We start from the raw sequence: 21,698 nt of genomic DNA on the forward strand, positions 1-21,698 counted from the left end.
TAGATTCTTTTGTGTTACTATCCTTCTGGATCACTTGGGTCTTGTTCATTTGGTATCCTCCTTTTTAATGGGTTAAAAAGAAAATTATATCAAATGGCTTCCAAGTGATCCACATAGTATCTACAAGGTCGTTTCATCTTGCAATAGCATCACTGAACAATCTGAAGATAATTACTGCCGACAAACAACTTGCCAGGGCAGCGCATAAATATGGTATCCAATATCAGCTACTCTAATTTTCCCCTTTATCTCATATACTTTGCTCTTTACACTTTGCTTTTTCCCCAAGATATCCAATGGACTTTTACAGTCTACAGCCTGTACTTTCTTCTCTTGCTCATTGATTCCTTTTCTGCTAATACAAACCAGTTAAAAAAATAAGCAATCCAAGCAGTTAAACATGAATTAAACGTAACACATAATAATCGGGTTTTTTCTAATGCCTACACAGAAATTATCTCTCTCACGTCTTGAAACCTTTCTTGAAGAAGCCTGCGAAAGCCTTCGCGGGAACATGGATGCCTCGGAATACAAAGAATATATCATTGCAATGTTGTTCCTCAAAAGGGTTAATGACCAGTTTGAAGTGAATAGGATTAAAAGAAGGAAAACGTTGACCGAAGTCCGTGGAGTCAGTGAACCGGCAGCACTTTATGGCGAGCTGGAGCGGCAAAACGCACCGGAATATGATTTTTATGTCCCTCTTTCCGCCCGTTGGAAAAAGCTGGAAGGTGATCCGGATAAAGATGAAAATGGCGAATCCATAAACTATATTAAAGACCTGCAGGAAGAGATTGGCGACCATCTCAATAAAGCCCTTGCCGCCCTTGAAGACGCAAACCTGGATAAACTCGATGGCGTGTTAAAATCCATAAATTTCAACCGAAGCATAGGTAAAAACAATAAGCAGATCACTGATGAAGACTTGCGCGAATTAATCCGTGAATTCAATAAAAAGACTTTGACTGATGATAACCTGGAATTCCCTGACCTGATGGGCGCTGCCTATGAATACCTGATAAAATATTTTGCTGACAGCGCAGGCAAAAAGGCAGGAGAGTTCTACACCCCCAACGAAGTTGTACGCCTGCTTGTAAATATTCTTGAACCCGGTGAAGATGCAGAAATATACGACCCTACAGTGGGAAGCGGCGGCATGCTGATCGAAAGTAAAAATTATGTAGAAGCTCGCTATGGTTCGGCAAGAAATATCTCTTTATATGGTCAGGAAAAAAGTGGAACAGTGTGGGGTTTGTGCAAGATGAACATGCTGTTTCATGAGATTTATGACAGTAAAATCGTTAATGGTGACACCCTCATAAACCCGCTGCATATTGAACGGGGAGAACTCAAAACATTTGATATTGTTATTGCCAATCCACCTTTTTCACAAAACTACACCAAAGACGGCATGAAGTTCAAAGAACGCTTTAACCACTGGATGCCAGTAAAAAGCAAAGCGGATTTTATGTTCGTACAGCACATGGTGGCATCAACCAACAATGCAGGGCGTATGGCAGTGGTAATGCCACACGGTGTACTGTTCCGTGGTGGTGAAGAACGCAATTTCAGGAAATGGCTTATCGATAAAGGCTATCTTGAGGCAGTTATCGGGCTGCCCCAGGCCCTGTTTTATGGAACAGGCATTCCTGCCTCGGTGATTGTTGTTAATAAAAAAGAGGCGCATCTCAGGAATCATGTCATGTTCATCAATGCTGACCGGGAATACAGAGAAGGTAAAAACCAGAATAAACTGAGGCCCGAAGACATAGAAAAAATCTCCTACACCTGTAAAAACAAAGCAGAAATTGATAAATATAGCCGACTTGTAAGTAGAGAGGAGCTGGAAGCAGAAGAATATAACCTTAATATCAGGCGTTTTGTAGATAATGCCCCGCCTGCTGAACCCCATGATGTACATGCTCATCTTCATGGCGGTATACCAAAAACCGAAGTTGATGCACTGAACTCTGCATTTGCCTCTTATCCCGGCCTTCGTGAGAAACTATTCTCTGACTTGAAAGAAAACTACCTGAAATTTTCTGATGCTGTTAGTCAAAAGGAAGATATTAAGAAACTGTTTGATGAGAGCCCGGAGGTAAACACCACTTTTATAAATTACTCCAAAGGACTGCAAAAGTGGTGGAATGAGGTTCTACCCGATTTTGAAAAGCTCCCAATAAAAAATAATGTTTTCGAGTTGTATGGCAGGTTTTCGGACAGTTTTAGTAAGGCCCTTAATATGCTGCCCTTTGGTGAAGAAAGCAATGGGGCAGTGCTTGATCAATATCAGAGCAGGGGAGCGCTGGCTTCATTCTGGTATCAGCTTAAGAATGACCTTAAAAGTGTTGCGGCCAGCGGATGGAATGCAGAACTGATCCCTGATGATGAAATACTTGAGAGCCAGTTCCCGGATGTGCTTAAAGAACTGAACAAGAATCAGAGCCGAAAGGAAGAGCTTGAAGCCCTGTTTGCAGAGGTGAATGAACTTGAAGAAGGGGTATGGTCTGAAGAAGATTACGAGGTTTGGCCTAAAGATGAGCTGAAGGAGCATAAGGAAGCATTGAAATCTCTTAAAGGCGAACGCAAAGAAGCAGATAAGGAATACAAAAATATACTTAAACGTATCAAGGCAAATGAAAAGGCATTAATAAACAGGCCCGAATTAAAAGAGGAAATTGAACTCCTGAAGGCAGAAGCCCTGAGACTGAGGAATTTCACAAACAGTTTGGATACCAAGATTGAAGCCGATGAAAAACGCTTTTCCAGACACACCGAACTGGAAGATGAACTTAAAGAATGTAAAAAGGTGATTAAGCAGATTAAAGAGAATAGACAAGAATCAGTGGATAAGGCACGTTTAAAAATCACAGATGAAGAAGCTAAAGATCTGATACTAAACCGATGGAACCGCACTCTACAACAGACCCTGGATGGCTACCTGACCACACACAGCAGATTGCTGTTACAGTATATTGAAAATCTCTGGGACAAATATACCACTAACCTGAATAGCATTTTGGCTGAACGAGAAGAGCAGACCCAATTGCTGAATAGTTTTCTGTCGGAGTTGGGGTATGAGTGAACCTCTGAGAGAATTAGCAAATATTGAATATGGAGCGAGCCCAAAAGAAATCAGGGTAGGAGTAAAAACAGAAATAAAAATATTCGGCACTGGTGGTTTAATGGGGTATTCATGTAAACCATTGTTTGAACAACCTCTTGTTGTAGTAGCAAGAAAAGGAACTCTTGATAGACCAATTTACTCTGATCAACCATGTTGGGTTATAGATACTGCATTCGCAGTCATACCTAAAAAAAATGTTAACGCTAAATGGCTTTTTTACCAATTATCAAACTACGATTTAAAAAGATTGAATGAAGCAACTGGAGTCCCCAGCATAAGCCGTGATTTTTTATACCGGATTAAATTTAAAAGACCTACTCTGCAAGCCCAACGTAAAATCGCCCACATACTATCCAATGTCGATGTGGTAATCGAAAAAACACAAGCTGCCATTGCAAAATACAAGGCCATAAAACAAGGTATGCTGCATGACCTGTTTACCCGCGGCATCGACCCTGCCACCAACAAACTGCGCCCCGTATATATAGATGCCCCGCATTTGTATAAAGAAAGCAAGTTGGGCTGGATTCCTAATGAGTGGGTAGAGGTTTCTTTAGCCTTTTTCACTACGCAAATTGGTGATGGTATCCATACAACACCAAAATATTCTGAAAATACAGATTATTATTTTGTGAATGGCAACAATCTATCCGAAGGTGAAATTCTTATTGGTGATACAGCACTTTGCGTAAGCAAAGAAGAGTATGAAAAACATTTCATAGGACTTGATAAAAAAACAATTTTGTATTCCATAAATGGGACGATTGGAAATATTGCTTTCTACAAAGATGAAAAAATCATTCTGGGCAAGAGCGCTTGTTACATTACGTGTAAGAATAACGTAAATTTGGATTTTATATATTTTTTTCTACAATCATTTCGTGTAAAAAAATATTACGAAAACGAGTTAACTGGGTCTACGATTAAAAATCTTTCTTTAGCATCCATAAGGAATACACCGATTACAATACCAAAAGACGATGGAGAGCAAGAATTTATAGCAAATAGAATACGAGCGATTGATAGAAAACTCCAAACCGAACAAATCTATCTGCACAAAATGCAGCAGATAAAAGCAGGTTTAATGGCGGACTTATTAAGCGGGAAAAAGGAAGTAAGAGTTGAAGCTGAATCTATAAATTAAAAAGAGAAAAATTATGGCTGAATACGTTAATGTTGAAAAACCCTTTCTGGATAAGCTCCGGCTTTTGGGGTGGCAGGTTATTGACCAGGGTATCGGTATTCCACAGGAACCGGAAAAAAGCCTGCGAAAAGATTTTAAGCAGGTGGTTTTACCGGATGAATTTAAAAAGGCCATAAAAAAGATAAACACCACCTCTGAAGGTCGGGAATGGCTTACTGACAAACAACTGGATCAGATACTCTTTGAGATTCAGAACTTCCCTGGTAGAAGTCTGCACGAAGCAAACAAGGAAATTCACCGTTTGCTGCTCAAGGGCACTTCTGTTGCCAGAAACGAACTGACCAACGAACAGGACCCGACCGTGCGCCTTGTGGATTTCAGAAACTATGAAAACAATTCTTTTATCGCCATTAACCAGTTTCGTTTGAATACTCCGGGTGCAAGCCGCCAGGGCATCATCCCTGATATTGTCCTCTTTTTAAATGGTATGCCTGTCTGTGTTGTTGAAGCCAAGGACTTTGATGTTGCAGAACCTTTAAGCGAGGCATTTTTACAGATAACACGCTATGCCAATACCCGTGATGATGATTATGGAATTAAAGAGGGCGAAGAGCGGCTTTTCCATTACTATATGTTCAGCATTATTACACACGGCAAAGAGGCCCGTGTTGGAACAATCAGCGCGGAATTTGATTTTTACAACAACTGGGTGGACATATTCCCCGAAGAATACCGCACTGTAAAATATCCCCCCGATGAAGAGCGGCAGGAAGTGCTTATACACGGCATGCTGAACAAGGAAATCCTTATTGATCTCTTGAAACACTTCACCATGTTTATAGAAATCAAAAAGGGTGTGGAAGTTAAGATAGTAGCCCGTTACAACCAGTACAGAGCAGTAGGAAAAATCATTAAAAGCCTTCGGGAAGGTAAAACGCCTTTTGATAAAAGCGGTGTGGTCTGGCACACACAGGGGAGCGGAAAAAGCCTGACAATGGTTTTTTTAATCCGCAAGCTTCGTTCCCTGGATGATTTAAAAGACCTTAAGATTATATTTATTGTTGACCGCCTTGATCTTGAAACACAATTGTCGGAAACCGCTTCCATGACCGGAGAACCTGTGCGTGTTATCAGCCGCCGCAACAAACTCAATCAACTGAGCGACGACACCGGCGATGTGAACATGGTGATGATACACAAATTTTTAAATGAAAATAATATCTCTGCACAGTCCCTGATTGAAGCCGGAATTGTACCCACCTTTGAAAAATTTGAGACCATTAATGACAGTGGCCGCATCCTGATGCTGATTGATGAGGCCCACCGCACACAGGGTGGTAACATGGGTGACAACCTGTTTTCTGCCTTTCCAAATGCCATACGAATCGGTTTTACCGGAACTCCCCTGCTTACTGATAGACACGAAATAAAAACCCATCAAAGATTTGGTAAATTTATTGATTTTTACAAATTCGACAAGGCGGTTAAGGACAGGGCGACAGTTGAGATTAAATACATAGGCAAAGTATCAAGAGACAGGCTGGACGATAAAGAAGCCTTTGATACCGAGTTTGAAGACATGTTTGAAGAGCGCTCCCAGGCAGAAAAGGAAGAGATACAGCGCCGCTATGGATCGTTTGTTGCCTACCTGGAATCTAAAGATCGAATTGCCGGAATCAGCAGGGATATTATCGACCATTATTACAGGGATATTCTTGTAAACGGGTTTAAGGCACAGGTGGTTGCATCAAGCATTGTGGCGGCAGTCCGGTACAAATATGAACTGGAAATTGTCATTAAAAACAAGATCACCGCATTAAGAGAGTTACCGGCTGAAGATGTGGACGCGGAACAGCTACAGCGGCTGGAAGGTTTAAAGGTAGTCGCTATTGTTTCTAGTCTGGGCAATAATGAGCCCGGCTATATCAGCAAGGCACGCAGAGAAGCTAAAGATATGAATGCCATTGATAATTTTAAGGCTGACTTTGATCCTGAAAAACCTGAAACAGGTATTGGTATTATCTGCGTATGCGACCGCCTGTTGACTGGGTTTGACGCCCCTGTGGAACAGGTTATGTACCTGGATAAAAGTCTAAGAGAACACGATCTGTTTCAGGCCATCACACGTGTGAACAGAACAAAGCATGGGAAGACATTTGGTCTGGTTGTTGATTATTTCGGGGTTACCAAACATTTAAGCGATGCCCTCAATATTTACACAGACAGGGATAAATTGAAGCTTCAGGATTTTCAAAATGTCTTCAGGGATATAGACAAGGAAATACCGATCCTTGAAGCCAGATATAAACGGCTGGTTGATTTATTCTCAGATCATAAACTTAAAGAGATTGATGCCTTTTTGATGCAGGAATTTAAAGACAGCAAAAAGGAGTTTGAGTTTGCAGAGGAATGTATTGAGACAGCAAAAAACATAAAATTCAGGGCGGAATTACTCACCTATTCAAAGAGCTTTTTTGACAGCCTGGATCTATTGTTTAATGTGCAGGCCGGAGCAGAATACTGGATACCGGCGAAACGCCTGGGTTATCTGATCTGGAGAATAAAAGACAGGTATAAGGATGAGACAATGGACCTTAAATGGGCATCTGAAAAGGTCCGCAAACTAATTGATAAACATCTTCTCTCTATTGGCATTGACACCAAGGTGAAGCAGGTCTCCATCCTGTCGGATGAATTTGGGAAAAAGGTCGATTATCTGAATATAACGCCTAAATCCAAGGCGTCGGAAATGGAACATGCCATCCGCTGGCACATTAAAGTAAATCTTGAAAAAGACCCTGCCCTTTACAGCCATTTTAAAGACAGACTGGAATCCATCCTAAGCGCATATAAAGACAATTGGGAAACTATTGTTCATGAGTTAAACAAATTGCGGGAAGAAATGGCAAAAGGCAGAAAGGATGATATTGAAGGTGTATCCATTGTTGAAGCGCCTTTTTTTGATTTACTGAAGGATAGGTTGGTTCCTGGTAATGAAGCCGATATGAACAGGGCAAAGGAGCTGACACATACCCTTATGCCTATTCTAAAGGAGACTGCTGCGATTAGAAATTTCTGGAAGGATAAACCGGCAGAGAGAAAACGAGTTGAAGGACTTATTGAAGATGAATTACGTTATTCAGGGGTTTCGGGAGTATCGGAAAAGGCAGGGGAACTGACAACAGAAATAATGAAACTGGCGGAAAACAGAGAGTCGGATTTAAAATGAAACTTGAAGGGATAAATATAATCATCGAAAAGACTGACCGCCGAAAGACTGTAAGTATTTTTATAGAAAGAGACGGCTCTGTGCGGGTACTGGCTCCGGCTACATCGAGTGATGATAAGATTGAAAAAGCTATCCGCTCAAAGCAGTATCAGATATTTACCAAACTTGCTAAATGGAAAGAACTTAATCAGGGAAAAGTAAACCGGAAATTTGTGAATGGGCAATCCTTTTTATATTTTGGTAGGAACTACAGGCTGGCAATTGTTGATAAGCAGGATGTGCCCCTAAAACTGACAAAAGGATATCTGACCCTTGACAGGCGAAAGCTCCATGAGGCGGTAAATGTGTTTAAACAATTTTATAAAGAAAAGGCAGAAAAGAAGATAGAAGAAAGAGTGAAGTATCTTGTAGATAAATTTCAAAAGAAACCCTCAACAATAAAAGTGCTGGAATTGCGAAACAGGTGGGCATCATGGACACCCAAGCAAGGTTTGAACTTTCATTGGAAATGCGCCATGGCCCCTGTACCGGTACTTGATTATATCATCACCCATGAAATGGTTCACTTGAAATATCCGAACCATTCACCGGAATTCTGGAATGAACTGGATAAAAAAATGCCTGATTACAGGGTGCATGAAAACTGGTTAAAACAGAATGGCGTGAAGATGGCGATATAGTTCAAGATGGGAGGAGGCATAGGGGCCTAGTCATTACATGGACAGAATTTTAGGGAAATCCGAGACAGTGTCTCGGATTTCCGGACCGGAGAGAGGGAAGTACTATAAATATGAAATCGGGGTCGTACTTCAAAACATCAATTGAGCTGGATAAAAGATAACAGGTTAAGAGATCTATCAGAAAAAGAATTACAGAACCCTTTATTTTGAGTTTGACCTTATGTTTGTGAACGGCGGCAACAACCTGAAAACCTGAAGATAGGTGAAGAGAAATGGAAGGTGCGGGTTATAGAAGCAGCAAAGTATTGAAACAAATAATTAATGAAATAGATAAAGCCCTTGCCATCCACCATGGCTTTAACTATTAGAAACTGGATTTTATTTTCAATTATGATATCAAATACCGCATGGGAAAGGTAACTGATAACGAAGAAGATGACCTATGATAAATTATCAATGCTGTAATTCCAAAAAATAAGGTATACTATGCCTCAAGAAAAAACACTGATATACCATATTACGCATATAAACAACCTTAAGGGAATTATTGAACGGGATGGTTTGGTAGCTCAGAGTATAATAGCCAGAGAATCGATTGAATATTGTAATATCGCCCATAACACGGTTCAGGATAGAAGGGAGCATACAAATGTCCCTTTACAGCCAGGCGGTAATCTTCATGATTATGTTCCCTTTTATTTTGCGCCGCGTTCGCCAATGCTTTATGCTATAAATATGAAAAATGTGGCAGACTGCATGGCTACTCAGCTTGACATTGTATATCTTGTATCAAGTGTAGAAAATGTTGCCCAATCCAATGTGGAGTTTGTTTTTACTGATGGCCATGCTATTATGGCGATATCAGATTTCTATAGGGACCTTGATGATCTCAGGTTGGTCGACTGGAAAATAATGGAAGAAAAATACTGGGCTGACACAGATGATGATCCTGACAGTAAGAGAAGAAGACAGGCTGAATTTTTAGTCTATAAAGTGTTCCCATGGGAAAATATTGAGTATATGGCAGTAAAAAGCAATCCGATAAAAACAAAAGTTGAAAACATTATTGCCAATGCATCAATAAAACACCATGTTTTAGTAAAGCCCGATTGGTATTATTAATGGAGGAGACCATGATAAATAGTGTTACAGGCAATCTCTTAAAGGCAAAGGCTGATGCCCTGGTAAATACTGTAAACTGCGTCGGGGTCATGGGTAAAGGTATTGCTCTTCAATTTAAACAGGCCTTTCCTGAAAATTATAAAGAGTATGAAAAGGAATGTAAAAACGGGCGGATGAGAGTCGGTAAAATGTTTATTCATCGGACCGGAACATTGTTCCAGCCAAAGTATATCATTAACTTTCCTACAAAACGTCACTGGAAAGGTAAATCAAGACTTGATGATATAAAGCTGGGGCTTAATGACCTCATAAAAGTTATCCGTGAATTGGACATAAAATCGATTGCCATCCCACCTCTTGGCGCTGGCTTGGGCGGATTAAACTGGGTAGAAGTAAAATCACTTATTGAAACATCCTTTAACAAAATACCTGGGGTTGATGTTTTACTTTACGAACCCAAAGGGGCACCTGAACCAGATACGATACCAATTGCAACAACGAAACCTGAAATGACGCGGGGCAGAGCTCTTCTAATAAGACTACTGGATATTTATCGTAGCCAGGGATATCGTCATAATCTTCTTGAAATTCAGAAATTGATGTATTTTCTCCAGGAAGCAGGTGAAAAGTTAAAATTAAAATTCACAAAAAATAATTACGGCCCTTATGCAGAAAACCTGCACCACGTCCTTCAGAAGATTGACGGCCATTATATAAGGGGTTATGGCGATCGTAGCGGAAAATCAGAGGTGTATTTATTGGAGGGAGCATTACAAGAGGCAAAGACACTGCTGGAAAATGATGCCGATGCTCAAGAAAGATTAAACGCAGTTGCAAGGTTGATAAGAGGTTTTGAAACACCATATGGAATGGAATTGCTATCCACTGTTCATTGGGTCTCTAAAGAAACACCTGAAGCGGCTAAAGATCCGGAGACTGTTTTAAAAAAAGTCCAGGAATGGAACCCCCGGAAAAAATTTATGATGAAACCTCAACATGTTGATAAAGCATTAAACCGGTTAAAACAGGAAAACTGGCTAAAGGCTGCTTAAACAAAATTCATGAATTTCTATGCTCCATTATCATTGAAGGAGTGTGGAAAAATATATTCTGGGATTTATTTTCACAACCATTAATGTGAATTCCTATATGACCATTGCAGCCTCAATTCAAGTAATTGATCCTGGTAACCAGGGATACCCTCCTGCCCTCAAAGACCGTTTAGGAGATGATGCCCCAGATAACATATGGTATATTGGCAATATCCAATTGCTTAAAATTCCTAAAACAGCGCTTTTCTGCTCAAAAATATGCCCTGGCGAAGCAATACTTCAAGCTATAACAAAAGCCCAGGAATGGCGTGACAATGGCCGGTGTATAATAAGCGGGTTCCATTCACCAGTGGAAAAAGAATGTCTTAAAATTTTATTAAGGGGAATGCAGCCAATAATAATTTGCCCAGCCCGCAGCATTGAAAAAATGAGGATATCAAAAGAGTGGATTGAAGGGATTGAAAGCGGGCATATCCTGATCATATCACCATTTAATTATACAAAACACAGACTCACAGAAAAGCAGTCAGAAGAAAGAAATGAACTTGTAGCTGCTCTGGCTGACGAAATATATTTTGCTCATATATCTAAGGGGAGTAATACAGAAAAGCTGAACGAAACTATTTCAAGCTGGGGATTGAAGCTGATTTAATAAAAATAGGGAATTGCAGTAAAATAGTGATCGTACCTCAAAAGACCAATTGAGCTGAATAAAAGCCTATTTGTTAAACACTAGCTTCATGGGTCGTGAAAGGTATAAAGAGAAGCTGGTAATATGGAGCATTTGGATCTGATGGACAGAGGTTGGTAAAATGGCAAAAACAAAGAAAATAAAAATTGGGGATTTGGGTCCTTTATACTCATTTACTATCAACCCATATCCTGATCAACGGTTTTCATCCTGTCCTTCATGTGGGAAAAGAACCGGGCAACTGAAACGTCCTTTGCTTATTTATGTTGAGCCGAGGCATTCGATATGTCTAAATTATACCTGTCGATACTGTAAGCATTGTGATTTGCTTATTGCACATAAACATGATGTAGAACATATATTGACAAATATGTTTATGAAGTTAGACCCGGGTGCTATTGGGAATGAGTACCTGATTATAGGGACGGTTGAGAAAAAAGCCTGGCGTGAAAATATGAAAAATCCAAAAGGCCCAGACGTTATACTTACAAACTTACATGATTTTAAAAATGTTCTATCTGAAATCCGGATGACTCGGCCAGGTTGGTATGCGCCCGGACAGAAGCCACAGGTTTTGGAACCTCCGCAACCAACCGAATGGATTAAATAATGGAAAGCCGTTAGTCGGTGATAAATTGCCATCTACTGCAATTGTATAGCGATAACATTTTAATTATCCAAGGACAAAACGTGCTTTTCTTTTTTTTATACCAAGCAATTGAAAGGCATCACGAAATAAAGTCTGGCCTTCCAGTGTGCTTACAACAAGTGCCTGGACGAATCTTCGACTGGCTCGTACCTCTTGTGTTAAATAAAAATCTCCTCCACCGGATTTAGGTCGGTTGATGCGGATATTGAGTTCCCTATCATAAGCATCCTGAAAGATATTTTTCGTAATATATCCAGCGTCCAGAATACGACGAAGGATAACAAGTGTACTTACTTTAAATTTCCTGGCAAGGTCATAAACTGCATCCAGCGGATGCTCTCTGTTGGCTAAATATTCTTTCAAGGCTGTAATGGGAACAAGAAATTCTGCAGCCACCTTATTACACCATATTTCTATTTTTTGTGAAGGTTGAGATGTCAGACTTGTATCAGAGAGTGCGCTTTCTCCCAGCCATATATGGGCCAGTTCATGGGCAAGTGTAAATATCTGGGCCGCTTTAGTATCAGAACCATTAATAAATATTAGAGGAGCATACTTATCAGCCAGGGCAAATCCTCTAAATTCCTGGTGATTGAGTTTTCTCCTGTTATTTGTGCCTACCACACCACTTACCATTACGAGTATGCCGGATGCCTCGATACTTTCAGTAAATTTGCGAAATGTTTCAGCCCAAGTTGTACAGGAACTCTGCACTTCTAAACTGAAATTAAAATATTGCCTTATTGTTAACGCTGCTTTCTCAATAGGATCGCTAAGATTCATAGATCCAACAAATTCACGTTGTTCCTCGGAAATAGCTTTTACATAGGTATGGTACCAGTTTTGCAGAAGGATTTGGTTAGTAAGGTTGTTACTGATCTGTTTTCCATCCCCACTTTTTCGTCAAGGATTGTCAGAAGAGAAGAAATTAGTCTACACATTTGACAAAATAGCTTCTGTATTTTATATGTGTGAGTAGGTGACGAGCATTAAATTTCAAATAACTTTTTAGAAACAGATATACCAAGGCTGTTGAAGGTTTTAACTTTAACAGCTTTGCTTTTTATGGGGCGCGGGTGGTTTAGAAAAACTCATATTAAAATCATAAGAGTGGTCATCATTTTTGGGTAATAAGACGCAGAGCATATAATCAATGCCTTCCAATGGTGATCATGGGAAAGAAAAAAGAGGGTACAGGCGGCTTGTCGACCATAGCTTTAGCGAAGGTGGTTAGTGACGGTGAGTTGTGCCCCTTCTACGTTGCCTGACATTCTCCCTGTTAGAGACTGGATTAAAAGGCTCTTATAACCTCTTAAAATTACATCTCGCGATTGAAAAGGCTGCAACATATTGAATTAAATGCCAATAGCCAATTTAGCACTTTCCCCAAACAGCATTTCTTTAGATAAAAAAAGGGACAACAATGCCCGATTAAAAAGAAAATAAGTCTCCCAGGCTGGTACATGTCCATGCTCTGGTGTAGTGGGAGTCTATGCTTTTATTTTTTTATCAGAGTTAATGGATTTGGCGATCATGGCTTTACCTGTATAAGGGGTTGAACCACCCGAAAATGGCATATTTCCTGCATAAATATCTTTTTGCTAATTATAGCCTTAATCAGATTTATACAATTAATTATAAGCAGGGTTATGTCAGAACACACAGCAGACACCTCCATACTCAGCGTCCTGGACTCGGTTGATAGTATCCATGCGGGCATATTTGTTATAGACAGCGCATTCCGGGTACTCAAGGCCAACAGGCTCAGCCTTGCCCAATTTGGCATTGCCTTCGATGTTGTTCATTCTGACAGTACCTGTTATGGCCTGCTTTTTAACAGACCAGAAATATGTGATGACTGCCCCCTTGCAGTGGAATCTGATCAGGAATCTGCTGAAAGGGCATTTATCCTGAACAAAGAGGGGAGCGGGATATATATAAGAGAAACCATATCCAGGGGAGAAAAAGTCATATTTTTGACGTTTCAGGACAATATAAATGAGGTCTTTCTCCAGAAGGAGATGGACTCAATAAAAAATGAGCTTATTGCCAAGAATATCCTCCTTAACAGATACAGAAATGGCACAGAGGAAAACAGGGGGGTAAACCAGATAATTGATAATCTCCCTGATGCCCTTGTTACAATCGATGACTCCATGAATATCAGGATGATAAACTCAAAGGCGAAACTTGATATGCCTGATGTAACTGCAAGAAAATGCTATGAATTATTGGGTAAAACTAACCCATGCAAGTTATGCCCGGTTGAAAACGGGTTATCAGGCATGCAGGAGGTAAAAACCAGCCACGTTATAGGGGGAAAGTTTTTTACAGAGATCATAAATGGCTTCAAGAAGGAAGAGGGGGGGCTGCTGCTCTTCAGGGATAATACACGTCAGGTAAATCTTATTGAACAGATCAGGACACAGAATGAAACTATCAACAGGAAAAACAATATCCTGTCAAGTCTTGTCAATCTTGAGTCAAGGATGCAGACTGACAAAAATATAAAAAGTGTGCTTGAATATTTTATTGATCTCTTTTTACCCCTGTATCAGTCAGATTCTATTGCCCTTATTGCCAGTGATATAAGGGCGGGGAGCGTAATGGCTACGCTTGGCAGGGGTGTAAGCCATGAGAAATTACATGCCCTTACCCAGGCATATTTTGCCAGGGATATTCATACTGTTGATCCATTCTGCATCCCTGATAATGTGTTGCCATGGCCTGATGCATGCCAGATAAATCTTGTTGGAAGAACCGACAAGCTTGTCGGAATGCTATTTGTAAAGGGGAATGCAGCAGAGGATGGGGCAGAGATAATTGATCTATTTAAAGATCCCCTGACAACCTACATGCATAATCAGATCCTGCTCAGGCTTTTAAAAGAGAGGGCTGACACAGATTCACTCACAGGGTTATACAACCGCAGGTATCTTCAGAAGGCCATGGATGAGGAAAAAATAAAGTATGAAAAATATGGAATCCATTATTCAGTAGTGGTTATTGATATAAACGGGCTCAAATATGTCAATGACAGGTTTGGCCATGAGGCAGGGGACCATATGATCTTCTCTGTTGCCAGGAACCTTAAAGGCTTTTCCCGTGAAACTGATGTAGTAGCGAGGACAGGCGGCGATGAGTTTATTGTGCTGCTTACAAATACCGATGATAAAGGGGCATTAAAATATTCTGAAAAATTAAGGCACATGTTTGATGAGATATATTTTGATATAAATAATACAGAAAAATTATCAGTTACAGTGAGCGCCGGTGCTGCCTCGACCAGTACATCTCTACCGGATGATCTGATTAAGCTGGCTGACAGGCTCATGTATGAGAGCAAGAGGGAATTTTACAAAAAAATGGGGAGGTCGGAGATAACCGACCGTATGGTTGAACTTGAAGACGACAGGCAAGGCATTATCGCTGACAGAACAATGGAGTAGAAAATATGCAAAATAAAAATAATATGGAAAAAGTCATAGAATCACTTTTGGCTGCAACAGAATGTTTACTCATGGGCAAGTATGATGATGCAAAGGTTGAGGTTGATTCAGAGGGGCTTATTTCAAATCTGGCCCAGAAGATCAACACAATGATTATCAACATGAGAACCATTGAGCTGCCGCTTGTTAATGCGGGCGCACAGACACCAAGTGCCCTGACCCGCGCCGAATCTGTAATCACCCTTATGACCCAGTCTACAAACGATGTGCTTAATACATCGGATCAGCTTGTGGAATCACTTGAAAAGCTTGAAAAAAATATGAACTCCGGTGCCTTTAGCAGTGAAAAGTTAAACGATTATCTGAATCAGGAACTCCCTGTTATGAAGGCCGGTATGTTTAATATCATATCTTCACAGTCATATCAGGATGTGGCGAGGCAGAAGATGGAGGCGCTTATAGATGACCTGAATAATATAAGAACCTGGCTTATTGATGCCCTTGTAATACTCAATATCAAGAAGGATTCATCAGAGGGCAATATGGAAAAGAAGGTAAGCCTTTTAAAACAGGTCAAAAACAAGACCATGCCTGAAAATGCAAAGCAGGATCTGGTAGATGACCTGCTATCTGAGTTCGGGTTGTAAAGACCCAGAAAATATACTTGACGCACAGCGGTATTAACTCATATACTCCCTTGTTTTTAAAATTTACCTAATTGATGCAAAAGCAGCGGAGGTGTATCATCGCAAAGCAAAAAAACCAGAGAAGTGAAATAGTTGAAAAGGTTGTATCCCTGGCAAAGAGAAGAGGATTTGTCTTTCAGTCCAGCGAGATCTACGGGGGGTTGAACGGTTGCTGGGACTATGGCCCGCTGGGTGTTGAGCTTCTTAAAAATATCAAAGAAGAGTGGTGGAAATTCATGACCTACCGCGAGGATGTGGAGGGTCAGGATGCGAGTATACTGATGCACCCTAGGGTATGGGAGGCGTCAGGCCATGTTGAAAACTTCACAGACCCCATGGTTGACTGCAAGCAGTGCAAATCAAGGTTCAGACTTGATGTCCTGGGCGAGGCTATAAACGATTCCAAAAAGGAAAAGATCATTGCCTCATTTATTGAGGCAGTCAAGGGTAGCAATAAAGAGTCAATTGCAGATAATATTGCAAATACAGATAGTTCCCTTAATGAAAAATTTGAGAAGCTTCTTGAAAACAGTAAGGTCTCATTTGACCTTCTGGCACACATAAGCTGCCCCAATTGCGGGACAAATAATTCCTTTACAGAACCCAGAAAATTTAATCTGATGTTCAAGACCTTTGTCGGCCCGGTTGAGAGTGAGGATAATGTTGTATACTTAAGGCCGGAAACCGCACAGGGTATATTTGTCAATTTTCTGAATGTACAGGTAGCAAGCAGGCAGAAGCTCCCCTTTGGTATTGCCCAGATTGGCAAGGCATTCAGGAACGAGATAAATACAAAGAACTTTCTGTTCAGGACACGCGAGTTTGAGCAGATGGAGATGCAGTATTTTGTAAAACCGGAGGATGATGTAAAGTTTTACAATTACTGGAAGGGGCTCAGAATCGAGTGGTTCAAGTCACTCGGCATGTCATCTGACAAGCTCAGGTTCCATGACCATCCTAAAGAAAAGCTTGCCCACTATGCCAAGGATGCAACGGATATAGAATACCTGTTCCCGTTTGGATGGGGTGAAATAGAGGGTATCCATAACCGAACAAATTTTGACCTGAGCCGTCATGAGGAGTATTCCGGAAAGTCCATGAAATACTTTGATGAAGAGACCAAGGAAAAGTTGACTCCCTACATAATAGAGACATCAGCAGGGGCAAGCAGATCATTTATGGCTTTCCTGATTGACGCCTATGAAGAGGAGGAGGTAAATGGTGAAACGCGCGTGGTTTTGAGATTTCACCCAAGGCTTGCGCCTATTAAGGCGGCTATTTTACCCCTTGTAAACAGGGATAATATGCCTGAAACAGCGCGTAAGATTGAGGCCGACCTTAGACCCTTTATGCGTGTATTTTACGATTCAAAGGGGGCCATAGGAAGACGTTACAGGAGGCAGGATGAGGCGGGTACGCCTTACTGTATTACAGTCGATACCCAGACACTTTCGGATAACACTGTAACTGTGAGGGAAAGGGACTCCATGGAACAGTACAGGATTGAGATGGATAAGCTGCTCATGCATCTCATGGAGAAATTCAGGTAGAACAATACCTGAAGATTAAATAATTTGATTTAAAAGGGATATATGTCAGAAGAACACGAAGAACACGAGGAACAGAAAGGACAGGAAGGACAGTATGTGCATGTCAGAGCTGAAAGCCCTGAGTTTTTAACTGAAACACGCTTTGATGATCTGGGGATACACGAAAAGATACTTTCCGGTCTTAAGGAGGCTGGCTTTGAAAAATGTACACCTATCCAGGCACAGGTTATACCTGTCTCACTCTCAGGAAAGGACATTGCAGGGCAGGCCCAGACCGGGACCGGAAAGACCATTTCATTTCTGATCCCTATCTTTTCAAGGCTTCTGAATGATGAAGATAGAAAAAACAGGCTTTCATCAGCACTTATTGTAGCACCCACAAGGGAGCTTGCCCTTCAGATATATGAAGATGCTGAACTGATCGGAAAAAATACCGGGCTTACATTTGCACAGGTTGTTGGAGGGATTGATTATAAAAAACAGGCTGAAAAACTACAGGAAGGGCCTGATATCGTAATATGTACGCCCGGAAGGGTAATAGACTACATTAAGCAGCGTGTATTCAATACATCAGGGATAAAGATCGTTGTTGTGGATGAGGCAGACAGGCTCTTTGACCTTGGCTTTACACAGGATATGCGTTTTATCCTTAAGCATCTGCCCAAATATGATAAACGACAGACACTGCTCTTTTCTGCTACCCTGTCACACAAGGTGCTTGCCCTTACATATGACTATATGAATCTGCCGGAATTTATATCTGTTATACCTGACAGCACAACAGTGGAAAACATAGAGCAGGTGCTTTACCATGTGGGTTCACATGAAAAGTTCAATCTCCTGCTGGGTGTTTTACAACGTGAAGAGTGGTCAAGCATACTTATTTTTGCCAATACTAAGGCAGAGGTGGAGTTCTTGGAGCAGAAGCTCAAGGGTAACGGGTTTCCAGCAGAAGGTATAACAGGTGACCTGCCCCAGCCAAAGCGTCTTAAACTGATGGAGCGTTTCAAGAACGGGAAAACAAAAATACTTGTGGCAACAGATGTGGCATCAAGGGGCATCCATGTGGAGGACATAAGCCATGTGATTAACTATGACATGCCCCAGGATGCGGAAAACTATACCCACAGGATTGGGCGTACTGCAAGGGCCGGAAAGAGCGGAAAGGCTATCTCTTTTGCCTGTGAGACCTATGTATATTTTCTTGAACCCATAGAAAAGATGCTTGGAAAGTCCATCCCTGTGCAATGGCCCGAAAATGACTGGTTTGTTGAGGACAAGGTCCCTAACATCTTAAGCAGACGCAAAAGGCCAAGGTCAGACAGGCCAATTAATGAGAGGGCAGATAGAAAACCAAGACCAAGGCCTGACAGGGCGGGAAAGAGCGGCGAACATCTCCCTGAAAAGAAAGATGATATGCAGTCAACATATCTCAGGAATATCGGCTGGAGCAGTGAGCCAGGGGGTGTATTTGGTCTTGCTCCTGAAAAAAGGGCTGCAAGAGAAGATAAAGATGAACATGGCTCCAGAAAGAAAAAAAGGAAGAGCAGGCCCAGAAGGAAGAAAAAGGCCGCTCATCCTCCTGTGCAGCAGGGTGAAACACCTTCTACAGAGGGAAGCACAGAAAATATAAACCTCTGAAACCTTCATTAAAGTAAGCCGCAATGGACTTTCTTCCTGTTACTAAAGAAGAGGTAGCTAACAAAGGCTGGAAAGAATTAGATATCGTCATCATAACCGGTGACGCATATGTGGATCATCCGGCCTTTGGCACGACTGTTATAGGCAGGGTCCTTGAAGAGAGGGGTTACAGGGTTGGCATTATATCCATGCCTGACTGGAGAGACCATTCATCTGTAACCCTGTTCGGCAGGCCCAGGCTTTTTTTCGGGGTAACAGGCGGTGCAGTAGATTCAATGCTCTCGAAATATACTGCCTTTAAACGATTCAGGAGTGATGACCCCTACAGACCAGGTAATTCCAACTTTGACCGCCCTGACAGGGCAGTAATTACATACTGTAATCACATAAAGAATAACTTTAAGGATGTGCCTCTTGTTATTGGCGGTATTGAGGCCTCCATGCGCCGTATTGCCCATTTTGATTTCTGGAGTAACAGGGTCAGAAGGTCCATAATAGAGGATGCACGGGCAGATATCCTTGTTTATGGTATGGGTGAGTCTCAGGTTATTGAGATCGCGCGCAGGATTTCAGGAGGGGAAAACCTTGAAGGCATCCCCGGCACTGTGATTCTTTCAAAAGAGGCGCCTCCTGATGCGGTAATTCTCCCTTCAGAAGAAGACTCAATGAGCGACAAAAATAGTTTTCTTGAGTTATACAGGCTTTTTTTCAGAAACCAGCAGACGGTGATGGTTCAGAAGAGCGCAAAGCGGTACATTGTCCATTTTCCGCCGCCCCAAGCAGATACAAATACACTTGATAAGATATTTGCCCTGCCATATATGGATTTGCCTCATCCATCATACATGGAGACTATCCCTGCCTATGAGATGATAAAGAATTCAATAATATCCCACAGGGGCTGCTTTTCAGGGTGTTCTTTCTGTTCGCTTTCCATTCATCAGGGTAAAAGGATTGTAAGCAGGAGCAGAATATCTATAATTAATGAGGTTAAAAAACTAACTGAACGCCCTGATTTTAAAGGACATATTACAGACATAGGCGGGCCGTCAGCCAACATGTATTCATTTGGTTGTGCTGTAAATTACCGGTGCAACAGGGAGAGCTGTCTCTTTCCCTCTATATGCCCGAACATAAGATTCAATACATCAGAATGGATATCACTGCTTGAGGATGCATCCGCTGTAAAAGGGGTAAAAAAGGTTTCAATAGGTTCTGGCATACGGTATGACCTGTTCATGAAAGACCCTGATAGCAGACCTATTCTAAGGAAACTGGTAAGGAATTTTATCAGCGGTCAGCTCAAGATAGCACCTGAACACACCTCTGAAAGGGTATTGAGGGCAATGAGAAAACAACCCCTTTTTAACCTGATGGAATTTGTCAGGCTATTCAGGGAATATACTGAAAATGCTGGTAAAAAACAATATCTGATCCCCTACCTTATGTCATGTCATCCGGGATGTGAATTTAAAGATATGAAAGAGGCAAAAAAGGATATCCAGTCTATTTTTAATTTTGTGCCTGACCAGGTTCAGGCCTTTATCCCCCTTCCCATGACACTGTCCTCTGTAATTTTTTTTACAGGCGTTGACCCCCTTACAGATGAGTCATTTCCTGTGATAAAAGATATAATGGAGCGCAGAAAACAACATAACCTCTTTTTTGAGTAATGTTGGTCATGATTTTTTCATTGCCAATTGCAATTATTATGTTATCTTTAATGTTTTTTTTTAAATGAAACAATAATGATTACACAGGGTCACATAGAAAGATTTATTGATTATTTAAAATCACAGAGGGGATATTCGCAGAATACTGTCAGGAGTTACAGGGCAGATCTGGAACATTTTTTTAACTACTTGAAAAAAAAAGAGAATAGTGGTGAGATTGATCTCAACCTTGTAGATTTTCATGTGATAAGGGCATACCTTGGAGGGCTGTTTAAGGGATATAAAAAGACGACAATATCAAGAAGGTTATCAGCTGTTCGCACATTTTTTTTATTTCTTGAGAAGAATAACCTGAATGATAGTAATCCTGCTGCTGAGATATCCGCCCCAAAACAGGGAAAATATATCCCAGGGTATTTGAATATTGACGATATGTTTATGCTCCTTGATTCACCTGAGCCTTTAACCAGTAATGAGGTAAGAAATCAGGCAATCATGGAGCTGCTTTATTCATGCGGCATAAGGGTGTCAGAGTTAACAGGTTTAAACCTTTCTGATATAGATTTCAAAGAGAGGCTTGTAAGGGTAATAGGGAAGGGGGACAAAGAGAGGATAGTGCCTGTTGGTAAAAAGGCCTTAAGCGCTGTCGAAAAATATGTTGATCAGACGCAGGTGGTCAGGCAAAAGGAAATAAATTCAACTAAATCATTTGTAAATCCCCTGTTTCTTAATAAAAATGGGGGGAGGCTCTCTTCAAGGAGCGTGAGCACTATTATTAAGGATTTTGTCAGGAGATATAATCTTGCGGATAATATAACGCCCCATTCGTTCAGGCACACCTATGCAACCCATCTGCTTGATGGTGGCGCAGACCTGAGATCGGTTCAGGAGCTCCTGGGGCATGCAAGTTTATCGACAACACAGAGATATACCCATGTATCTCTTGATAAATTGATGGAAGTGTACGACAGGGCGCATCCAAGGAAGTAGAGTTGAAAGGTGAAG

General features: G+C 41.2%; 15 protein-coding genes. 14 read left to right on the forward strand and 1 reads right to left on the reverse strand.

Annotated features, from left to right (window positions below; genetic code table 11):
• Positions 1-439 precede the first annotated feature (439 nt).
• From GX654_00005 to GX654_00040, 8 genes are all read left to right on the forward strand, one after another.
• Positions 440-3,085 (forward strand): N-6 DNA methylase, encoded by a 2,646-nt coding sequence (locus tag GX654_00005; protein ID NLD35235.1) that lies wholly within the window; start codon positions 440-442, stop codon positions 3,083-3,085.
• A complete protein-coding gene (locus GX654_00010; protein NLD35236.1) occupies positions 3,078-4,271 on the forward strand; it encodes a restriction endonuclease subunit S in 1,194 nt (397 codons plus the stop codon). Before GX654_00005 ends, GX654_00010 begins: the two co-directional genes overlap by 8 nt.
• 13 nt (positions 4,272-4,284) lie before the next feature.
• On the forward strand, positions 4,285-7,500 hold the full coding sequence (locus GX654_00015; protein ID NLD35237.1) for a type I restriction endonuclease subunit R: 3,216 nt from the start codon (positions 4,285-4,287) through the stop codon (positions 7,498-7,500).
• Positions 7,497-8,180, forward strand: a complete 684-nt coding sequence (locus GX654_00020) for a M48 family metallopeptidase (protein NLD35238.1) — start codon at positions 7,497-7,499, stop codon at positions 8,178-8,180. Before GX654_00015 ends, GX654_00020 begins: the two co-directional genes overlap by 4 nt.
• A 486-nt stretch (positions 8,181-8,666) precedes the next feature.
• Positions 8,667-9,302, forward strand: a complete 636-nt coding sequence (locus tag GX654_00025; GenBank protein NLD35239.1) for a DUF4433 domain-containing protein — start codon at positions 8,667-8,669, stop codon at positions 9,300-9,302.
• 11 nt (positions 9,303-9,313) lie between these two features.
• A complete protein-coding gene (locus GX654_00030) occupies positions 9,314-10,354 on the forward strand; it encodes a macro domain-containing protein (GenBank protein ID NLD35240.1) in 1,041 nt (346 codons plus the stop codon).
• Between the two features lie 43 nt (positions 10,355-10,397).
• The gene (locus GX654_00035) at positions 10,398-11,006 is read left to right on the forward strand and encodes a DNA-binding protein (GenBank protein NLD35241.1); all 609 of its coding nucleotides are present in this window, start codon (positions 10,398-10,400) and stop codon (positions 11,004-11,006) included.
• A 160-nt stretch (positions 11,007-11,166) separates the two neighbouring features.
• Positions 11,167-11,655 (forward strand): hypothetical protein, encoded by a 489-nt coding sequence (locus GX654_00040; protein ID NLD35242.1) that lies wholly within the window; start codon positions 11,167-11,169, stop codon positions 11,653-11,655.
• A 63-nt stretch (positions 11,656-11,718) separates the two neighbouring features.
• Here the strand turns inward: GX654_00040 and GX654_00045 are convergent, their stop codons facing one another.
• Positions 11,719-12,477: an ImmA/IrrE family metallo-endopeptidase gene (locus GX654_00045; protein ID NLD35243.1), complete on the reverse strand. Its 759-nt coding sequence runs from the start codon at positions 12,475-12,477 to the stop codon at positions 11,719-11,721.
• 866 nt (positions 12,478-13,343) lie between these two features.
• Between GX654_00045 and GX654_00050 the strand changes: the two genes are divergently transcribed.
• From GX654_00050 to xerC, 6 genes are all read left to right on the forward strand, one after another.
• Positions 13,344-15,143: a GGDEF domain-containing protein gene (locus GX654_00050; protein NLD35244.1), complete on the forward strand. Its 1,800-nt coding sequence runs from the start codon at positions 13,344-13,346 to the stop codon at positions 15,141-15,143.
• Positions 15,144-15,148: 5 nt separating this feature from the next.
• On the forward strand, positions 15,149-15,790 hold the full coding sequence (locus GX654_00055; protein ID NLD35245.1) for a hypothetical protein: 642 nt from the start codon (positions 15,149-15,151) through the stop codon (positions 15,788-15,790).
• 74 nt (positions 15,791-15,864) lie between these two features.
• Positions 15,865-17,379: a glycine--tRNA ligase gene (locus GX654_00060; GenBank protein ID NLD35246.1), complete on the forward strand. Its 1,515-nt coding sequence runs from the start codon at positions 15,865-15,867 to the stop codon at positions 17,377-17,379.
• Between the two features lie 42 nt (positions 17,380-17,421).
• Positions 17,422-19,020 (forward strand): DEAD/DEAH box helicase, encoded by a 1,599-nt coding sequence (locus GX654_00065; GenBank protein NLD35247.1) that lies wholly within the window; start codon positions 17,422-17,424, stop codon positions 19,018-19,020.
• Between the two features lie 23 nt (positions 19,021-19,043).
• Positions 19,044-20,693: a YgiQ family radical SAM protein gene (locus GX654_00070; protein ID NLD35248.1), complete on the forward strand. Its 1,650-nt coding sequence runs from the start codon at positions 19,044-19,046 to the stop codon at positions 20,691-20,693.
• A gap of 75 nt (positions 20,694-20,768) precedes the next feature.
• Positions 20,769-21,683, forward strand: coding sequence for a tyrosine recombinase XerC (xerC, locus tag GX654_00075; GenBank protein ID NLD35249.1), 915 nt, complete (start codon positions 20,769-20,771; stop codon positions 21,681-21,683).
• The last annotated feature ends 15 nt before the right edge of the window (positions 21,684-21,698 follow it).

It is taken from the genome of Desulfatiglans sp. (assembly GCA_012513605.1).
In the GTDB taxonomy this organism is placed as follows: domain Bacteria; phylum Desulfobacterota; class DSM-4660; order Desulfatiglandales; family HGW-15; genus JAAZBV01.